Source organism: Streptomyces sp. NBC_01244, assembly GCF_035987325.1.
Classification (GTDB): domain Bacteria; phylum Actinomycetota; class Actinomycetes; order Streptomycetales; family Streptomycetaceae; genus Streptomyces.
Window position 1 is genome coordinate 1,092,136 of sequence record NZ_CP108488.1, and the last position, 15,838, is coordinate 1,107,973.

The following is a 15,838-nucleotide window of genomic DNA, read 5'->3' on the forward strand; positions in this document are numbered from 1 at the left end:
TGCTTTCGGCAGTGGCTGGGTCAGGCCAGCGGGGAACGGGAAGGGGTTCGGGAGCCCGGCTGTGGGGGCAGATGCGTGCCAATGGCTGGGCGGCTGCCTGCGAGGACTGAGCGGCCGAGGTCGGTGACGGACACGGGCTGGCCGGCGTGCAAGGGGCGTGAGGTGTCGCGGGTGACGAGGCCGGCGTCCTCAAGGCGCTCGAAGTCGTACTGGGTGATCTTGGCCCCGGCTGCCGTCGCGACGGAGATGCGCCGGGTCATGAGGTTCTCGTGGAGCTTTGCGCCGCGGGCGATGGCGAGCAGCGCCGCGAAGTCCGGTGGCGAGATGTCGGGGCCCAGGGACCGGGAAGGACGGGGAGCGTGCTGTTCCAGCGGTACGAGCAGGGTGAGGGCTTCACCGAGGAGCTGGTCGCGGGTCTCGACGGCTTCCTTCAGTTGGCCCAGACCCCGGTCGATCCGGCCGAGTACGGCGCTGTCGATCTCGAACTGTCCGCTGGTCAGCCGCTGGAGCAGGACCCGGTTGAAGGTCAAGGTGGCCTGCGCATGGGCCAGGGCGCGGTGCGCGCGGACCACCTGCGTGACGGGCTCAGTCAGCAGGTTGCTGTCGTCGAGGCGCCAGAGGGCTTCGATGGATTTCCCGGTGACGGTTTCGATGCGGTCATCGATGCCGGTCTGGTTCTTGGGGATGGGCATGAGGGTCCTGTCGGGCGGGGCGGGGTGCGGCCGGCAGAGCAAGGAGTGAGAGCCGAAGCCGTACTTCGAGGTGGGCGCCGACGGGGTGCTCCGCGGTAGGACCGAGCTGCCGCAGGAGGGCCAGCATCGGCCGGTTGGACCGCTCGACGTACACGTGCAGGGTGAGGGCGCCTGCTGTCCGTGCACGGTCGGCGGCGGTCTGGATCAGGCGGGTCCCGATGCCGCGGCGGTGGTGCGGGTCGGCGACCTGAAGACCCAGGTCAACGGTGCCGGGTTCGCTCAGGACTGGCCCGGCGGATACGAGCCCGACAACTGCGCTGGCCTCGGTTGCCACCCAGCATTCCGAGAGCGCCGACAACCGCTCCCAGTCGCGCTGCCGAACCTGGGTGTGACCCCAGCGGCTGTGCAGGGACTTCTCAGTGCACGCGCGGTGGAACGCTTCGATCAGTGGCCAGTCGTCTACCCCGGTCCGGCGGATCTGGAGCGGTTCGGCGTGCTGGGTGCTCAGTGCGCGCCGCTCCTCCGCGAGCACGCGGAAGCCTTCGCCTCGCAGGTGCAGCAGCAGGTCACGCGGGTGCTCAAGGCCGCCAGAAGCGCGGTCAGGAGGGAGCAGACGCAGGTTGCGCTGGTAGTGCTCGCGATGTCGGCGCTGGCGGCCGACCGCGGGCAGGACGTGGAGGTACAGGGGGCTGCGGCGGGACAGGCTCGGCTACTCAAAGAGAGGGACCTCTCGGGTGGAGGGAGACGGGAGACGTGGTGGCGGGCCGAGCAGTGGGCAGGCCTGCCGTGATGGGGTAGGGGTGGGCTGCGGTCTGCGGGGACCGCGCCCGGGCGGCGTGGGCCAGCGCGCTCAGGGGTCGGTGTTCGATGCCCAGGCGCTCGGCGACGACCTTGTAGATCTCGTACTGGGCGCGCGGCCTGAGGGCGACGACGAACACCTCGCTCCGGTGAGCCGACGCTTCCGGTGCGGGGCGCAGTCCGTAGACCATGCGCCACCGGGCCGAGTCGATGTAGATCTTCCGAAACCCGGCCAGAGCCCCGGTCAGTTCCGGTCCGTGACGCTGACCGGTGACGGCGTCCTGGAGGCGGGAGAGCGCCACATCGCGGACGTCGGCGGGCGCGGCGAGGAGGTCGTTCAGGGCCCGGGGGTCAAAGGACAGGCTGTACACGGGCTCGGCCGGGCCGGTCACGATGCCTCGGTCGGCACGGGCGCCTTCGGTCCGGGCAGCAGCCGGTGGGAGGGCCGGCTCGGATCGGTCATGCAAGCGGAGAGCGGGCCGCCTGGGGCACGCACCGCAGCAATGGTGTGGGTGAGGAAGTCGCGGTGCCACACGGCCGGACCTGACAGGCCCGCTTCTGGTTCCATGTGCTGCTGGTAGGCCATCCACAGGGCGTGGAGCCAGCCCACGACGTCGAGGTGTTCCTGCCACTGCTGGCACCAGGGCGTCGAGGTGGTGACCTCGGCGCCGTAGACGTCGAGGAGGACGTCCTGGACCCAGTCGGTGAGGGCGTCGAGCTCGGCCTCGTACTCCTCGCCGTCGAGGGCGAGGATGAAGCGCGGCTCGGGGGGCGGTTCCGGCATCGAGCGCGAGCCCGGCATCGGCATGCCGGCGAACGGGGACATCCCTGGCAGTGGTTCGGCGGAGAGCGTGTCCAGGAGACGGCCCTGCTCGGCCGACTGGTCCATCAGCCGGCGCACAGAGGCCTCCAGGTTGTCCAGCTCTGCGTCTGCCAGCCTGATCGGCTCCAACCGTCCCTGGCCGGGATCGGTGGATTCAGACATGGGGGTCCTCCTTGACGCCGCACAATGCGGGAAATGTGGTGCCGCTTCCAGCAGCCCGGGAATCCGCGGATTCGGAATTCACGGACCAGGTGCTATGTCCGACCGGGGCAGGGAGACCCCTGCCCCGGGATCCGGTCATGCGGCGAGGATGAAGTCCTCGCGGGTGAGGGTCTGGTTGAGGGTTTCGGTAAGCCGGTCGGCCGCGATCCGGCTGTACTCGGCGGTCTTCTCCACGCCGATAAAGCTGCGGCCCTCCAGCAGAGCGGCGACTCCGGTGGAACCGCTGCCGGCGCAGAAGTCGAGGACAGTGCCCTTCTCGGGGCAGATCTTCACGAGCTCGCGCATGACGGAGACCGGCTTCTGCGTGATGTGCTGACGCTCCTTGCCCGAGGGCTGCGAGGCACTGAAGAAGCCGGGCAAATAGACCTCGTTCTGGGAGCCGTCCAGGGCGCCCTTGCTTCCCCAGATGACGAATTCCAGGTTCTGGGTGAAACGGCCCTTCTGGGGCCTGGCCTGCGGCTTGTGCCAGCCCAGGACGCCGCGCCACAGCCAGCCGGCGGCCTGCAGGGCGTCGGTCGTGGTCGGCAGCTGCCGCCAGTCGGTGAACAGGAGCGCGGTGCCGCCCGGCTTCGTCAGGCGGTGGGCCTCGGTCATGATCTGCGTCAGCCAGAACGAATAGGACCTCTGGTCCATGTTCTCGCCGGTGAAGTCCGGCAGAGCGTGCTTGGCGTCGTTGGAGGTGTACTTCTGCCGCGCCGTACGGGAGGTCCTCTCCTTCGCCGTCCGGCCGCCGCTGTTGTACGGCGGGTCGGTGATGACGGAGTCGACGCAGGCGTCGGGCAGGGTGGCGAGCACGCTGAGCGCATCGCCCTGGTGAAGGGAAAAGGGCAAGGGTGTACCGCGATTCTGGTTGGTGAAGGGGGAATCCCCAGCGCGACGGCGGCGTCACCTGGACGTCGTGGAGAGTGACGTCCGGGGGGAGCGGTGGCGGGGATATCGAAAAGGCTAGGGCACGATCCGGGAATGGCGATGGCCGCTCACGGCCATTTCGGTAAGTCCGGATCGGCGCCTAGAGTTTTGGATGTCCCGACCGGCACGGCCCGGTGGGACATCCCCTTCCTCGACTTCCGTGCCGGAGGCATGCCTTGATCCGAATCACCTAGCAGTGCGCCGGACCCGGTCGAGCGGCAACTCGACCGGATACGCCGGCCTCCCCGATCACCTACCGCCGGCCGTGGCGTCTTTCCGCTCCTCAACGCGCCACGGCCTGGCCCTCATCCAAGGACAACTCCCATGGCACACCCATGCCCTGAGGCAGCTGATGCCGCCGTCGACCAGCCCGTCCCCGCGCTGAGGCGGCCCGATTGAAGGCGCTGGCCGCCGCAATAGGCCTCGTCTGCCTCTCCCCGCTCCTCCTCGCAGCCACCGCAGCCGTAGCGGCGGCGGGCTCCGCCGGGCGCTCGACCACGTGCAACACGGGGTCGGGTACCGACGCGGCGGCCGTGGCCAAGGCCGTCGAGGCGATCCTCGGCAGCAACGGCTCTTCCAGCCAGGACGTACGCGTCGAAGGCCTGGAGCTTCCCGCCGAACAGATCCCCCACGCGAAGACCATCGTCGCCACCGGCATCTCCCTGCACGTCCCCGAGCGCGGCCAGGTCGTGGCGCTGGCCACCGCCATCCAGGAATCCCGTCTGCGGAATCTGGACTATGGCGACCGCGACAGCCTGGGTTTGTTCCAGCAGCGCCCCAGCCAGGGCTGGGGAACGCCCGAGCAGATCCGCGACCCCGTCTACGCGAGCACCAAGTTCTACAACGCGCTCCTCAAGGTCCCTGGTTGGGAGAGCCTGACCATCACCCAGGCCGCACAGAAGGTGCAGCTCAGCGGGTTCCCCGGCGCGTACGCGCAGTGGGAGCCGCTCGCCCAGGCCCTGCAGCAGGCCATCGTGAAAGTCCTGCCCGGCGGCGGAACCCCCACCCCGGGGGGACAGCCCCCAGCTGGCGGCGGATGCGAGGGCGGCGGGGACTTCGGGCCGATCCCCGAGGGCACGGTGCCCGAGGGGTACGAGATCCCCAAGGACGCGCCGGCCAAGGTGCAGACCGCGATCCGCTGGTCCATGGGTCAGCTCGGAACCATGTACCAGTGGGGCGGCACCTGCCTCGCCTCCCACGGCCCGGACCCCATGGGCCGGTGCGACTGCTCCAGCCTGACCCAGCAGTCCTACAACGCGGCCGGCATCACCCTCACCCGCACCACGTACACGCAGGTCAACGAAGGTTCCAGCGTGCCAGTTTCCGGCATCAAGCCGGGCGACCTGCTGTTCACCCGCCCCGGTCCGAACGGTCCCGAGCACGTGGCCATGGCCATCGGCTCAGCGAAGGGCACGCCCCTCGCGATCGAGGCCCCACGGACAGGGAAGCCGGTCCGGATCGTCACCCAAGCCAGTCTCGGCGACATCATCGCCGTCCGGCGGATGGTCCCCGCTCCCTGACCGTCTGACGGCCGTCCTTCCCATCCGGCTTCCCGACCGGATTTCCCAGCGACCGCGCGCTGCCCGCACCGGGCTCCGCCGTCGCTTTCCCCTCAGAACACGCCACCGCACGAGGCTGAACTACCCGTGCGGGCAAGGAGTTCAGCACACCCATGCCCCTGATCGATCACCTCGTCTACCTCGCCTATGACCCGGGCGTCGCCCCCAAGGAAGGCGGCCTGCCGGGCCTGTCGGTCCTCAAGAATGTCGTCAATTCCATCAACCTCTACGCAATCGTCGCCGTCGTCGGCGCTCTCTCGGTCAGCCTCGCCGTCTGGGCCTGGGGCCACTTCACCGGCGGCCACAACAGCGAGGCCAACGGGAAGAAGGGCGCGCTGGTCAGCGCGGGCGCGGCCCTCGGTCTCGGGGCCGCTAACGGCGCCGTCGCCTTCTTCTCCACGCTCGGCACCCAGGTCAAGTAGTGGCGAAACGATCACGCAAGCGCGCTCGCCTCCCTATGTACAGCCACGCAGGCCGCTGGCCGGCCAACAAGCGCATCACCTTCCTCGCCATCGGCCTGGCCGTCCTCCTCGCCCTCGCCGGACTCGCCGCCTGGTGGACCGGACGGTCCGAAACCAACCGGCTCGCCTCCCCCAGCCCTGCCAGCGCACCGCCGACCACGGCCCCGGCGCAGTCTCCGGCCGGCGGGACCGGCACGGTGGCCCCGCCCGCGAAGATCTCCGACCCGCTCGCGTACGGGAAGGCAGCGGCCCAGGTGCTGTGGACCTACGACACCCGCACCACCAGCCACCCCCAGCACCTCGCCGGTCTTCGCGGCTGGGTCACCCAGGAGACGAAGTATGCGGACTGGCCCGGAATCCAGGCCCAGATCCCCGACCCGGTCCTGTGGACCCGGATGCACGACAACGCCCAGCACGCCAAGGCCACCGTCACCGAGTCCCGCTTCCCCAGCAGCTTCAAGCAGGCGCTGGCCGAGGATCCCGCCGCGCTGACCACCGCGTACATCTACTTCGTCACCGTCACCGGCAAGCAGCAGATCAGCTGGAACGGCGGCGGCGCCGGGGCCGAGGACCGCTCGGTCACCCTCGCCGTCCAGTGCCGGCCAGGAGCCGACTGCTCCCTCGTCGCGATCTCGCCCCGGGCCCTGCCGTGATCCGCCCCGCTCCCTGAAAGGAGGCATCCCCCTATGGGGTTCTGTGACCTGCCCATGGCGAACAAGTTGTGCTCCGCTGCCGACCTGATCGACTTCGCCAACGACCCCGGCAAGGCGATCACCGAAGGCATCGGGAACTGGATCGCGAAATCGGTCGGGGAACTGGCGATGGCCTCAGCCGACCTCGCCGTCGACGGCATCACCGCCACCACCAAGATCGACCTCAACGCGACGTGGTTCAGGGACAATTACGAAACGTTGCTGCCCATCGGTCTGGTCATGCTCGTGGCGACCATGTGCGCTCAGCTGGTGCGTGCCGCGATCAAGCGCGACGGCCAAGCCCTGACCCAGGCGTTCACCGGCACCTTCGTGGGCGTGCTCTTCTCGTTCAGCGCCATCGCCCTGACCACGGTCGCGATCGAAGTCGTCGACGCCCTCTCGGACGGGCTCTTCGCGGCGGCCGGTACCTCCATGGAGGAGGCCGTCCGGCGCAGCATCAAGGCCTCCGTCATCGGTGGCGTGGCCGGGCTCGGCTGGATGGTGCCGGCCTTCGTCGGGATCGGCACCGCCGTCGGCGCGTTCATGTTCTGGTGCGTGATGCTGATGCGCAAGGTCGGCATCCTGGTCATGGTCACGCTGGCGGTCTTCGCCGGTGCCGGCGGCGGCTGGGAAGTCGCACGCCGTTGGCGGCGCGGCTGGATCGAGGCCACCGCAACTCTCGTCGTCTCCAAGCTCCTGATGACCGTCATCTTCATCCTGGGGATCTCCGCTCTCGGCGACACCGAGGGCAAGGACGGCACCCAGGCCCTGGCCGACGTCATGGCCGGCATCGTCATCATGTGCCTGGTCCTCCTCGCCCCGTACGCGACGTTCCGCTTCGTGCACTGGGCCGCCGAAGGCACCGACGGCGAATCGATTCACCGCGCCGGTGGAGCCGGTGCACAGGTTGCCCGTCAGCACACTGAGCAGGCGGCCCGCAAGGTCGCGACCATGGCCGCGACAGGCGGTGCCGGTGGAGCGGCAGCAGGATCCGCTGCTCCCCAGGGCCCCGACTCCCTTGCGAGCGGTAGGTTCCCCGGCGATGTCGCCTCCCAGTCGAGCGGTGACGGCGGGCAGAAGCAGGGCTCCCAGGAGGGCGGCAGCATGTCGCCCGCGATGGGCACGCTGACGAAGGCGGTCCAGCCTCCGCCGACCAGCCCGCAGCAGGACTCCAGCGGACAGCCCAGCGGCCCCTCCGGCCAGCCCGGTGGCGGGTCCCCCGCCAGCCCGGACTCCGGCGGCTCGCAGTGGTCGAGCCGGGGTGCCGGTTCCCCGCCTCCGCAGGGAGCCTCCCCGTCGGCCGACGCAGGCCAGGCAACCGGACCGGCGGCCCCGACGCCACCTCCCGCCGGCAACTGATCCCCATCCGCTGACGGCAGGAAGCCCCGTGGGACGCGCCGCGCCCGCTCCGGCGCGTCCCACGGACCCACCCCGGCCTCCCGCCCGTACCTGAACGGCCCTTCCCTTGTCAGACCTGACGCTCTCCCCCATGACGGTGAAGTTCCCCATCCGCTCCCGTCGCGGCATCCTCCTCGGCCTCACCCTCCCCCAGCTCGTCCTCGTCTCGATCACCCTCGCGCTGCTCCTCGCGACCGTCGTGACTTCCGGCCTGCTCGGCGCCCTCACCCTGACCCCGCTCTGGGCGGCCATCGCCACCCTCACCTTCGTACGCCGCCAAGGCCGGTCCCTGATCGACTGGGCGCCGATCATCGTCCGCTACGCACAGCGCCGCCGCACCGGACAGACCATGTGGCTGGCCCGCGCAGTCTCCCGGCCCCGCGTGGACGGACTGCTCCACCTCCCCGGCACCACCGCCTCGCTGCGCGTCGTCACACCGGACGGCTCCCAGGCCGCCGCCGTCCACGACCCCCAGCAGCAGACCCTGACCGCGGTCGCCCGCGTCACCTCCCGGGCGTTCGCGCTGCTCGACCCGGGCACCCAGAACGCGAACGTCGCCAACTGGGGCCGGGCACTGGCGAGCATCGCCCGCACCGGGCACGTCGCGACCATCCAGGTCCTGGAGCGCACGGTGCCCGACTCCGGAGACGGGCTGGCCCGTCACTGGGCCCAGCACGGCAACGCCCAGACCCCCGTCGCCGGCCAGGTGTACTCGGAGCTGCTGGCCTCCGCCGGACCGACCGCCGCCCCGCACGAGGCGTACATCGCGATCTCCCTGGACCTCAAGGCCGCCAAGCGCCTCATCTCCCAGGCCGGCGGCGGACTCGCCGGAGCCTTCACCGTCATGGCCACGACCACCAGCTCCGTAGCCCAGGCCGCCCGCTCCTCCGGCCTGACCGTCACCGGCTGGCTGACCGCCCGCGAGATCTCCGCCGTCATCCGCACCGCGTACGACCCGAAGGCCATGTCCGCCCTGCAGCAGTGGTCTCCCAACGGCCGTGCCGAGGCCGACCCGGCCGCCGCCGGACCCGTGGTCCAGATCGAGGAGAGCGACCGGCTCGCCACCGACTCCGCACGCCACGCCACCTACTGGGTCGAGGCCTGGCCGCGGACCGAGACGGGCGCCGGCTTCCTCCACGGCCTCCTCTTCAGCGCCGGCGTCCGGCGCAGCTTCTCCCTCATATACGCACCGCAGGCCCTGACGGCCGCCCTGCGCGATGTCCAGCGCCGCAAGGCGACGATCATCGCCGACGTCGCCGAGCGCCGGCGCAAGGGCATGGTCGACAGCGAAGAGGACAACGTCGAGTACACGGACGTCAAGGACCGCGAGCGCCAGCTGATCGCCGGCCACGCCGACGTCGCCCTCACCGGCCTGATCACCGTCAGCGCCGAGACCGACGCCCTCCTCGACGCGGCCTGCGCACAGATCGAAACCGCCGCCGTCACCGCCCAAGTCGACCTGCGCCGACTCCTGTTCCAGCAGCCCGACGCCTTCGCCCTCGCCGCACTGCCCCTGGCCCGCGCCGCCCTCTAGCCGCGCCGCACCATCCCTGCCCCGCAGGAAGGACTCCGTGACACCCCCCACCCCGCTCCCCGACTCACACCCCTACCTGCGCGCCGCCACCGCCGGTATCCGCCACCACACCCGCGGCACCACCACCAGCACCCCAGCCCCCGCCGTCCGGGCACACCTCGACACCGTGCACGCCCACCTCACAGCGCTCCACCAGCTCCTCGACAAGCTCGCCGACACCACCCGCACCACCTGGCCGACCGCCGGCCGTCACCTCGCCGGCGCCCACACCCGCCTGTGGCAGGCCGCAGCCGAAGTCCACGACGCCTTCCACACCCTCCCGGCAACAACCGCCGCGGCCCCCGGCGCGGCCGAGGACTGCGATCCAAACCGGCTTCCCGAGGGACCGCCCGTGCTGACCATCTGCCAGCGCCACCTCACCGCCGGCCACGCCATCCGGCGCAAGACCACCCCCGCCGACCTGCGCGGCCACGTCACCCACTGCGGGCGATGAACACCCCGCCCTCACGAGATCAGGCCGCCCCCGATGACCCACCGGCCCGCACGCCGCGCACGCCGCGCCAGCGCATCACCCCTGTTCACCCCCCACGGCACCGACCGCGCCACCCGCCGAACCGCGCGCCGCCAGCTCGCCGAAGCCCAGGCCAAGGCCCGCAACACGGCTGCCTCACTCCCCGGCGGACACCTGCCGACCGAAGCCGAGATGCCGCTGGCGCTGTACCCGCCCTCGGGCCGGCCCGGCGCCGCATCCGCCCGCGGGAACAAGCTGCGGCTGCCCGCACACCGCATGACCACGGCCACCGCGAGCGGCGCGTACCCCTTCCTCGCCGAGGGCGGCCTCGGCGCAGACGGCGTCTACATCGGCCGCGACGTCCACGCGGAGGCGTCCTTCACGTTCGATCCCTTCTCCCTGTACGGGAAGATCGAGGGCTTCACCAACCCGAACGTTCTGCTCGCCGGCGTCATCGGCCAGGGCAAGAGCGCCCTCGCCAAGAGCTTCGCGCTCCGCAGCATCGCCTTCGGATACAAGGTGTACGTCCCCTGCGACCCGAAGGGCGAGTGGACCCCAGTCGCCACGGCCCTCGGCGGGACCTCCATCGCCCTCGGCCCCGGCCTGCCCGGCAAGCTCAACCCGCTGGACGCCGCACCCCGCCCGCCCAGCGTCACCGAGGCCGACTGGGCCGGCGAGATCCGCAAGCGGCGTCTCCTGCTCCTCGGGTCGCTAGCCCGGACCGTTTTGGGCCGTGACCTCCAGCCCATGGAGCACACCGCGCTGGATGTCGCCCTCGATGCCGTCGTCCAGGCGGCCACCGCTGCCGGACGCACCCCTTTGCTGGGCGACATCGCGCATACCCTCAACCAGCCCAACCTCCTCGACCAGGCCGGCGGCACCATGTCCGGCCACCTCGGCGACGCCGCCCGCGACCTCGCCCACGCCCTACGGCGCATGGTCCACGGAGACCTGAGCGGCATGTTCGACGCCCAGTCGACCATCCGCTTCGACCCCAACAGCCCGATGCTCACCATCGACCTCTCGCGGCTGGGCGGGTCCGGAGACGACACCGCCCTCGTGCTGGCGATGACCTGCGCATCGGCCTGGATGGAGTCCGCGCTCACCGACCCGGGCGGCGGCCGCCGATGGGTCGTCTACGACGAGGCGTGGAGATTGATGAGGCACGCGGGCCTCCTGGAGCGCATGCAGGCCCAGTGGAAGCTGAGCCGCGGCCTGGGCATCGCCAACTTGATGGTCATCCACCGGCTCTCCGACCTGCTCACCGCCGGAGACGTCGGCTCCCGAGGCCGCGCCCTCGCCGAAGGTCTCCTCGCCGACTGCTCCACCCGCATCATCTACCGCCAGGAGAACGACCAGCTCGCCGCAGCCGCCGGACTCCTCGGCCTCACCAGCGTCGAGACCCAGGCCATCTCCCACCTGAACCGGGGCCGCGGACTATGGCGAGTCGCCGGACGATCCTTCATCGTCCAGCACCTCCTCCACCCCCACGAAGCCGCCCTCTTCGACACAGATGCCCGGATGCACTAGCTACCTGGCCAGCCCAGCAACTGAGGAACCGATCATCGAATTCCACCCCACCGCCACGATCTTCCCCATGCTCGACGAGGACGAACTCCACGCGCTCGCAGAAGACATCCGCCAGCTCGGCCAGCTCCAGCCCATCGTCCTGGACAGCGCGGGACGCCTTCTCGACGGACGAAACCGCCTCAAGGCCTGCGAGCTCATCGGCGTCAAGCCGGTCTTCGCCACCTACGACGGCGACGATGCCGACGCGTACGCCCTCTCTGTGAACGCGCGTCGGCGCAACCTGACCAAGGGGCAGCTGGCCATGATCGCGGCCAAGGCCCTTTCAATCACTGAACGATCGCACCGTTCAGCCGCTGAACAGTCCGCTCGTTCAGTCAGTGAACAGGCGGGAGTGTCCCTCGGCCGGATCGGGCAGGCCAACACCGTCCTGCGCCACGCACCCGATCTGGTCGATCCCGTCATCAACGGTGCCATCACCATCGACGAGGCCTACAAGACGGCACGCGAAGCGAAGAACCGCGCCGAGTCGGCGGAATCGCAGCTTGCCCGGCTCCGCTCCGAGGACCAGGAACTGGCCGATCGAGTGGTCGAAGGAGAACTGACCCTGGCCGGCGCCTGGGCGGAGCGGAAAGCCCGCGCGGAGGAAGAAGTACGCCAGCGCAAGGTCGCCACCCAGTTCCTGTGCGAGGTCGTCCCGCCCCTCGCACAGGCGCGCGGCACGAACACCGCCGGCAAGTTCGACCCCGAATTCGTGCTGCCGGGCAGATCCATAACCCAGGAAGTCATCGAGAACGCCATGACCGCCCTGACAGAGATGGCCGCGACCCTGCGGGAGCGTGATCTCGGATGAGTGCCCAGTCCGACGCCCGCCTGTGGCAGATCGTCGAGGACGCCGCCGCCACTGTCACCGACGAAACCGGCCGCTTCCGCAAGGGCGACCTCGAAAACGAGCTCCGCACGCGGTTCGCCCACGAAGATCTCGAAGTACATGTCCGGGCCGCGGCAGCCGACAAGCTCGTCCAGGGCATCGTGCGGGGGTTCGGCGAGCGCCGGAGCCCCAAGCCGCGCCGGCAGTCGGGAATGTTCCACCCCGAAGGCATCCTGAAGCTGGGCAACGGCATCTGGGTCTGGATGGACCGCGCCACCCGCAACGACCTCCTGGAGTGGGGCCGCCTGTCCACCCGGAACCTTGCGCAGGTCGCAACAGCCGAGATCGACCGCCAGCGCTACGTCGCCGAGCGTCTCGATGCATTCCGCGAGCACACCGGCTTCGACTTCCTCGGCGAGCTGGAAAAGACCGTCTTCGGGTACGTCGCCTCGGAAGCGGAGGACCCCTTCGACGATGACGATCCACTGCCGGATCCCGAAGGCCTTCTCGATGACGGCCAGCAGCGATGACCTCCTCCGAGGGGCCGCGCCCCTTGGCTCCGCTCCCCGACCATCGCAAGACCGAAGACCCCGCGTGGCAGCGGGCGTGGGCGAACAATGCGTACCTGACGACCCCGCTCCGCGAGCGCGGCATGGTCTGCGACGTCCAGCAAGGTCTCCAGTACGGGCTCGTCTACGCCTATCCGCCCGGCCACGACTCGGTCTTCATCATCGGCCCCGAGGACAGCGGCTGGCTGGTGACCCACCAGGCACCCGCGGAGGACTGGACCGACTTCTCCGTCGTCTACGACTCCCGCGCTGGGAGCACACCGCCCGCAGGCCCTGATGCAGAGCACGGCCACCAGCTCGCTCCCCTGCTTGCCGCCGTCGACGCTCATGTCGCCCGCCGTCTTCGCGCGCCAACGGCCCCCATCTCGGCGGTGCCCCGGCAAGTAGGGCCGCCCGCAAGCCGGCCAACGCACACCCGCTGACCAGATCCGATCGGATGACCATGAACCGACCATCCGGACTAAGCGAGGCCGACTGGGCGGACTACCGCGCAGCCGCCCGTGATGACGCACTCGTCCAAAGCGAACTCGCCGATCGCGAAGCCCAGATCGAGAATGGACTCCTCAGCCCCCATGAGGAGTACGACTTCACCTGGGAGCAGGCAACCGACCACACCTGGCCCCGTGGCCTCGACGATCTCGCATACGGGTTCGAGCAGGCCACGCAGAGCATCGTCCTGCTGAACGCGTCCGGCCAGGTACCCAGCGCTTCCCTGCAGCCCTTGCTGTACCAGCAGGTGCGCCGGGCGCAAGAACTCGCGCGTGCCACCAACGCAGTGCTCGACGAGGCAACGAGGCCCAACCAGCTCCCGACGGTCCGAGGTATCACCGCGCTCGCTCACCTTGCTTCCGCCGCGTCCCTGAGTGCCGCTGCTGTGCGCAGCCTGACCGAGGCTCTCAGGAGCGAGGTTGAACCTTCCAGCAATTCCCGGCACCACGAGGAATGGCATCTGGTGCTCGCCCATGCCGACGCTCGCCAAGACCTACGTCGGGCCGGCGAGGCCATCCGCTCCGCCAAGACCCTGATCACCCCGACTCCGCCTGCCAGCGGCCTCAAGCGGACAACCGCAGTCGCGCAACTCCCCACCCCTGGGCCTCCTCCTCGTATCCGGCGCTGACCCAGGACAACCAGATAGAGAGGCCCCCTTCCGTGCACCACCCCGCCAGCATCCGCATCGGCCTGCACACACCAGGCCCGCTGGACCGAGCCTCCAAGACGTCGCTCCAACGGCTGCTGTGGGGTCGCGGGTTCACCTACTCGCCGCGCTATCACGGCTACGTGGCACCGGGGGTACTGCCCGGCGAGCAGCAGGTCCACCTTGTCCATGAAGCCGTACACGCCGTGGCCGCCCTCGGCTATCCGGTAGCGCACTTCCACCATCCAGTGGCCGGCGGATGACGAATCCGGGCAAGGAGCAACCTCTGGACGCCTCGACCACGTACGGCCCCCTGTCCCAGTTCTCCCAGCAGGTCGCCTCCCGCCTGGGTGCCGGATGGAGCGCAACGTCCCGTCGAAGCCCCTACGCCACAGGGCCAAGGGGCTGGGATCCCGCCGAGAAGCGCTCCTGGGACAGGGAAGACGGCGTCCTGTGGAGGGCCCTGCGCCACGCTGAGGATGGCGAGCGGGCCGTGCTCACCCATCCCCACGGCTATCAGCTTTACCTGATGGAAAGGCCCGGACGGCCGCGGCAGGTTCTCGTGGCCGGAGTGCTCCCCGCCGGCATCAACTCGTACGGCGTGACCGAAGGCCCGGCCGCGATTTCCGTACCGAGGGACTCGGTACGGGCCGCCGCCGTCATGCGCCACCGCAGGTTCCTTTGGCACTACCGGGTTGCCGCTGCGCGAGTGTCGCGGGAGACGCGGTTCGGAGAAGTGAACAGCGTCGTGTTCGGCCGGGACCTCGACGGCACCCCCCTGATCAACGTGCTGTCGCAGCACGCGGCGCGCCTCCTACTGCAGCACGGCTCACCCTGGCTGCTGGATCCGGAGTCCGGCCTGTGCCGCCTTCGGGGCCCCGCCGGCGACAGCGAGAACCTCGTCCGCTCCGCCGCGACTCTCCTTCGCGCCTACGGCTACGCGATCACGCTCACCTCGGCACATCCCTGGAAGTACGCCTTCCGGCCTCCCACCAAGCCCGTCCCGCCTCCCGCACCAGTCCTGCCACCCGGTAGGACCGCCGGTCCGACCCGCTGACCAGACGGCGCCCTTCCCCTCTCGATCCATGCCGCGCCACGAGCGAGCCACCTTCACCTGGAGTCACCCTGGCAACCCGAGCCACCATCGCCCGCCCCACGGAGACCGGCTTTACCGGGATCTACGTTCACTGGGATGGATATCCCAGCAACCACCTCCCCCTCCTGCTCGCGGCTCATCAGCACCGTTTCGCCGGTGACACCGAGGCCCTCGCCGCTCACCTCATCGACTCGCCCGCCGTCGGGTGGAACTCGCTCGGGGAGGACCTCCTCGACGGCGCACCCGACGAAGTCCGCCAGCACGTCGTCGGCCCGCACGGCGGCCCCGGGCCGAGCTCGACCATCGACAACATGTTCCCCCTCGACGGCAGCCCCGCAGAGCGGATGACGTGCAACGAGGCCGCGGCCGGACAGGGGTGGCTGCAGTGGGCCTACGTCCTGCACCCGCACGGGATCGAGGTCCTCCCACTCTCGGAAACCGTCACGGGATCGGTCGTGGCCTGGGATCAGGACCCTATGACCGTCTTCCCCGATGACGTCCGTGCCTGGCTCCCAGGACGGCGCACGCCGCCGGCGACCACCGTCCGCAAGCCGGCTCCCGTCAGCACCGCTCCCGTCAAATCCGTACGACGGTGACACGCGATAGCGGCAGCGGCTCCTCCCAAGCCACCGCCAGGGACGAAGCACAACCGGAGGCTAATCCGCCGCCGGGGCCTGCAGACCTTCGCCGACAAGCCCGCCTGGAAGCCGGACCGTACCTCGCCGGCCTGGAGCTCCCAGATCCGGGCCGCGCGGTCCGGGCCTGGGCTGAGCAGGTCGCGCAGGTCCCCTCAGCGGAGGCACTCCACCTCCTTGTGGAAGGCGCCACCGGAGCGGACGGTGCGCTGCTCGGCCTGCGCGACCTTCTTCGAGGCGCCGCTACGTGGTGCCGGGAACACGAAGAGCCGGCCCTCGCCCGGCGCTACGCGCACACCAGCGATCTCTTCGATGTCGCAGACCGGCTGCTCTACCAGCTGGGCGTCGACCTGCTCGGTGCCGCACGCGAGGCCCGCACCAACTTCTAGCCGACCCACGCAGCGCC

General features: G+C 70.2%; 21 protein-coding genes. 15 read left to right on the forward strand and 6 right to left on the reverse strand.

Features of this window, described 5'->3' with window-relative positions; all coding sequences use genetic code 11:
- Window positions 1-20: 20 nt before the first annotated feature.
- From OG247_RS04635 to OG247_RS04655, 5 genes are all read right to left on the reverse strand, one after another.
- Window positions 21-692 carry a hypothetical protein gene (locus tag OG247_RS04635; protein WP_327250991.1) on the reverse strand — a complete coding sequence of 224 codons (672 nt, stop codon included), beginning with the start codon at window positions 690-692 and terminating at the stop codon, window positions 21-23.
- Window positions 658-1,224: a GNAT family N-acetyltransferase gene (locus tag OG247_RS04640; protein WP_327250992.1), complete on the reverse strand. Its 567-nt coding sequence runs from the start codon at window positions 1,222-1,224 to the stop codon at window positions 658-660. The genes OG247_RS04635 and OG247_RS04640 overlap by 35 nt, the downstream gene beginning before the upstream one ends.
- Window positions 1,225-1,405: 181 nt before the next feature.
- Entirely contained in the window at window positions 1,406-1,882 is a 477-nt protein-coding gene (locus OG247_RS04645; RefSeq protein ID WP_327250993.1) for a hypothetical protein, read from the reverse strand.
- Entirely contained in the window at window positions 1,879-2,475 is a 597-nt protein-coding gene (locus OG247_RS04650; RefSeq protein WP_327250994.1) for a DUF4913 domain-containing protein, read from the reverse strand. The genes OG247_RS04645 and OG247_RS04650 overlap by 4 nt, the downstream gene beginning before the upstream one ends.
- A gap of 135 nt (window positions 2,476-2,610) precedes the next feature.
- On the reverse strand, window positions 2,611-3,366 hold the full coding sequence (locus OG247_RS04655; protein ID WP_327250995.1) for a DNA-methyltransferase: 756 nt from the start codon (window positions 3,364-3,366) through the stop codon (window positions 2,611-2,613).
- A gap of 473 nt (window positions 3,367-3,839) precedes the next feature.
- Between OG247_RS04655 and OG247_RS04660 the strand changes: the two genes are divergently transcribed.
- From OG247_RS04660 to OG247_RS04720, 13 genes are all read left to right on the forward strand, one after another.
- Window positions 3,840-4,964: a C40 family peptidase gene (locus tag OG247_RS04660; RefSeq protein WP_327250996.1), complete on the forward strand. Its 1,125-nt coding sequence runs from the start codon at window positions 3,840-3,842 to the stop codon at window positions 4,962-4,964.
- Window positions 4,965-5,116: 152 nt separating this feature from the next.
- Window positions 5,117-5,425 carry a DUF6112 family protein gene (locus OG247_RS04665; RefSeq protein ID WP_327250997.1) on the forward strand — a complete coding sequence of 103 codons (309 nt, stop codon included), beginning with the start codon at window positions 5,117-5,119 and terminating at the stop codon, window positions 5,423-5,425.
- Window positions 5,426-5,460: 35 nt separating this feature from the next.
- Window positions 5,461-6,117 (forward strand): hypothetical protein, encoded by a 657-nt coding sequence (locus OG247_RS04670; protein WP_327250998.1) that lies wholly within the window; start codon window positions 5,461-5,463, stop codon window positions 6,115-6,117.
- A gap of 33 nt (window positions 6,118-6,150) precedes the next feature.
- A complete protein-coding gene (locus OG247_RS04675) occupies window positions 6,151-7,515 on the forward strand; it encodes an SCO6881 family protein (RefSeq protein WP_327250999.1) in 1,365 nt (454 codons plus the stop codon).
- A gap of 130 nt (window positions 7,516-7,645) precedes the next feature.
- The gene (locus OG247_RS04680) at window positions 7,646-9,088 is read left to right on the forward strand and encodes an SCO6880 family protein (protein ID WP_442813218.1); all 1,443 of its coding nucleotides are present in this window, start codon (window positions 7,646-7,648) and stop codon (window positions 9,086-9,088) included.
- 37 nt (window positions 9,089-9,125) lie between these two features.
- Window positions 9,126-9,581: a DUF6238 family protein gene (locus OG247_RS04685; RefSeq protein ID WP_327251001.1), complete on the forward strand. Its 456-nt coding sequence runs from the start codon at window positions 9,126-9,128 to the stop codon at window positions 9,579-9,581.
- A gap of 33 nt (window positions 9,582-9,614) precedes the next feature.
- Entirely contained in the window at window positions 9,615-11,129 is a 1,515-nt protein-coding gene (locus tag OG247_RS04690) for an ATP-binding protein (protein ID WP_327251002.1), read from the forward strand.
- Window positions 11,130-11,196: 67 nt separating this feature from the next.
- Entirely contained in the window at window positions 11,197-11,979 is a 783-nt protein-coding gene (locus OG247_RS04695) for a ParB/RepB/Spo0J family partition protein (protein WP_327251003.1), read from the forward strand.
- On the forward strand, window positions 11,976-12,527 hold the full coding sequence (locus tag OG247_RS04700; RefSeq protein WP_327251004.1) for a hypothetical protein: 552 nt from the start codon (window positions 11,976-11,978) through the stop codon (window positions 12,525-12,527). Before OG247_RS04695 ends, OG247_RS04700 begins: the two co-directional genes overlap by 4 nt.
- On the forward strand, window positions 12,524-12,988 hold the full coding sequence (locus OG247_RS04705) for a hypothetical protein (protein ID WP_327251005.1): 465 nt from the start codon (window positions 12,524-12,526) through the stop codon (window positions 12,986-12,988). Before OG247_RS04700 ends, OG247_RS04705 begins: the two co-directional genes overlap by 4 nt.
- Before the next feature lie 14 nt (window positions 12,989-13,002).
- The gene (locus OG247_RS04710) at window positions 13,003-13,683 is read left to right on the forward strand and encodes a hypothetical protein (protein ID WP_327251006.1); all 681 of its coding nucleotides are present in this window, start codon (window positions 13,003-13,005) and stop codon (window positions 13,681-13,683) included.
- Between the two features lie 32 nt (window positions 13,684-13,715).
- Window positions 13,716-13,964 carry a hypothetical protein gene (locus tag OG247_RS04715; protein WP_327251007.1) on the forward strand — a complete coding sequence of 83 codons (249 nt, stop codon included), beginning with the start codon at window positions 13,716-13,718 and terminating at the stop codon, window positions 13,962-13,964.
- Complete coding sequence (locus OG247_RS04720; protein WP_327251008.1) at window positions 13,961-14,758, forward strand: hypothetical protein; 798 nt, start codon at window positions 13,961-13,963, stop codon at window positions 14,756-14,758. The genes OG247_RS04715 and OG247_RS04720 overlap by 4 nt, the downstream gene beginning before the upstream one ends.
- Before the next feature lie 53 nt (window positions 14,759-14,811).
- Here OG247_RS04720 and OG247_RS04725 read toward each other — a convergent pair whose 3' ends face one another.
- Entirely contained in the window at window positions 14,812-15,075 is a 264-nt protein-coding gene (locus OG247_RS04725; RefSeq protein WP_327251009.1) for a hypothetical protein, read from the reverse strand.
- Between the two features lie 33 nt (window positions 15,076-15,108).
- On the opposite strand from OG247_RS04725, the gene OG247_RS04730 reads away from it, so the two are divergent.
- Together OG247_RS04730 and OG247_RS04735 are read left to right on the forward strand one after the other, a co-directional pair.
- Window positions 15,109-15,393 (forward strand): hypothetical protein, encoded by a 285-nt coding sequence (locus OG247_RS04730; protein WP_327251010.1) that lies wholly within the window; start codon window positions 15,109-15,111, stop codon window positions 15,391-15,393.
- 218 nt (window positions 15,394-15,611) lie between these two features.
- The gene (locus OG247_RS04735) at window positions 15,612-15,821 is read left to right on the forward strand and encodes a hypothetical protein (RefSeq protein WP_327251011.1); all 210 of its coding nucleotides are present in this window, start codon (window positions 15,612-15,614) and stop codon (window positions 15,819-15,821) included.
- Window positions 15,822-15,838 lie beyond the last annotated feature (17 nt).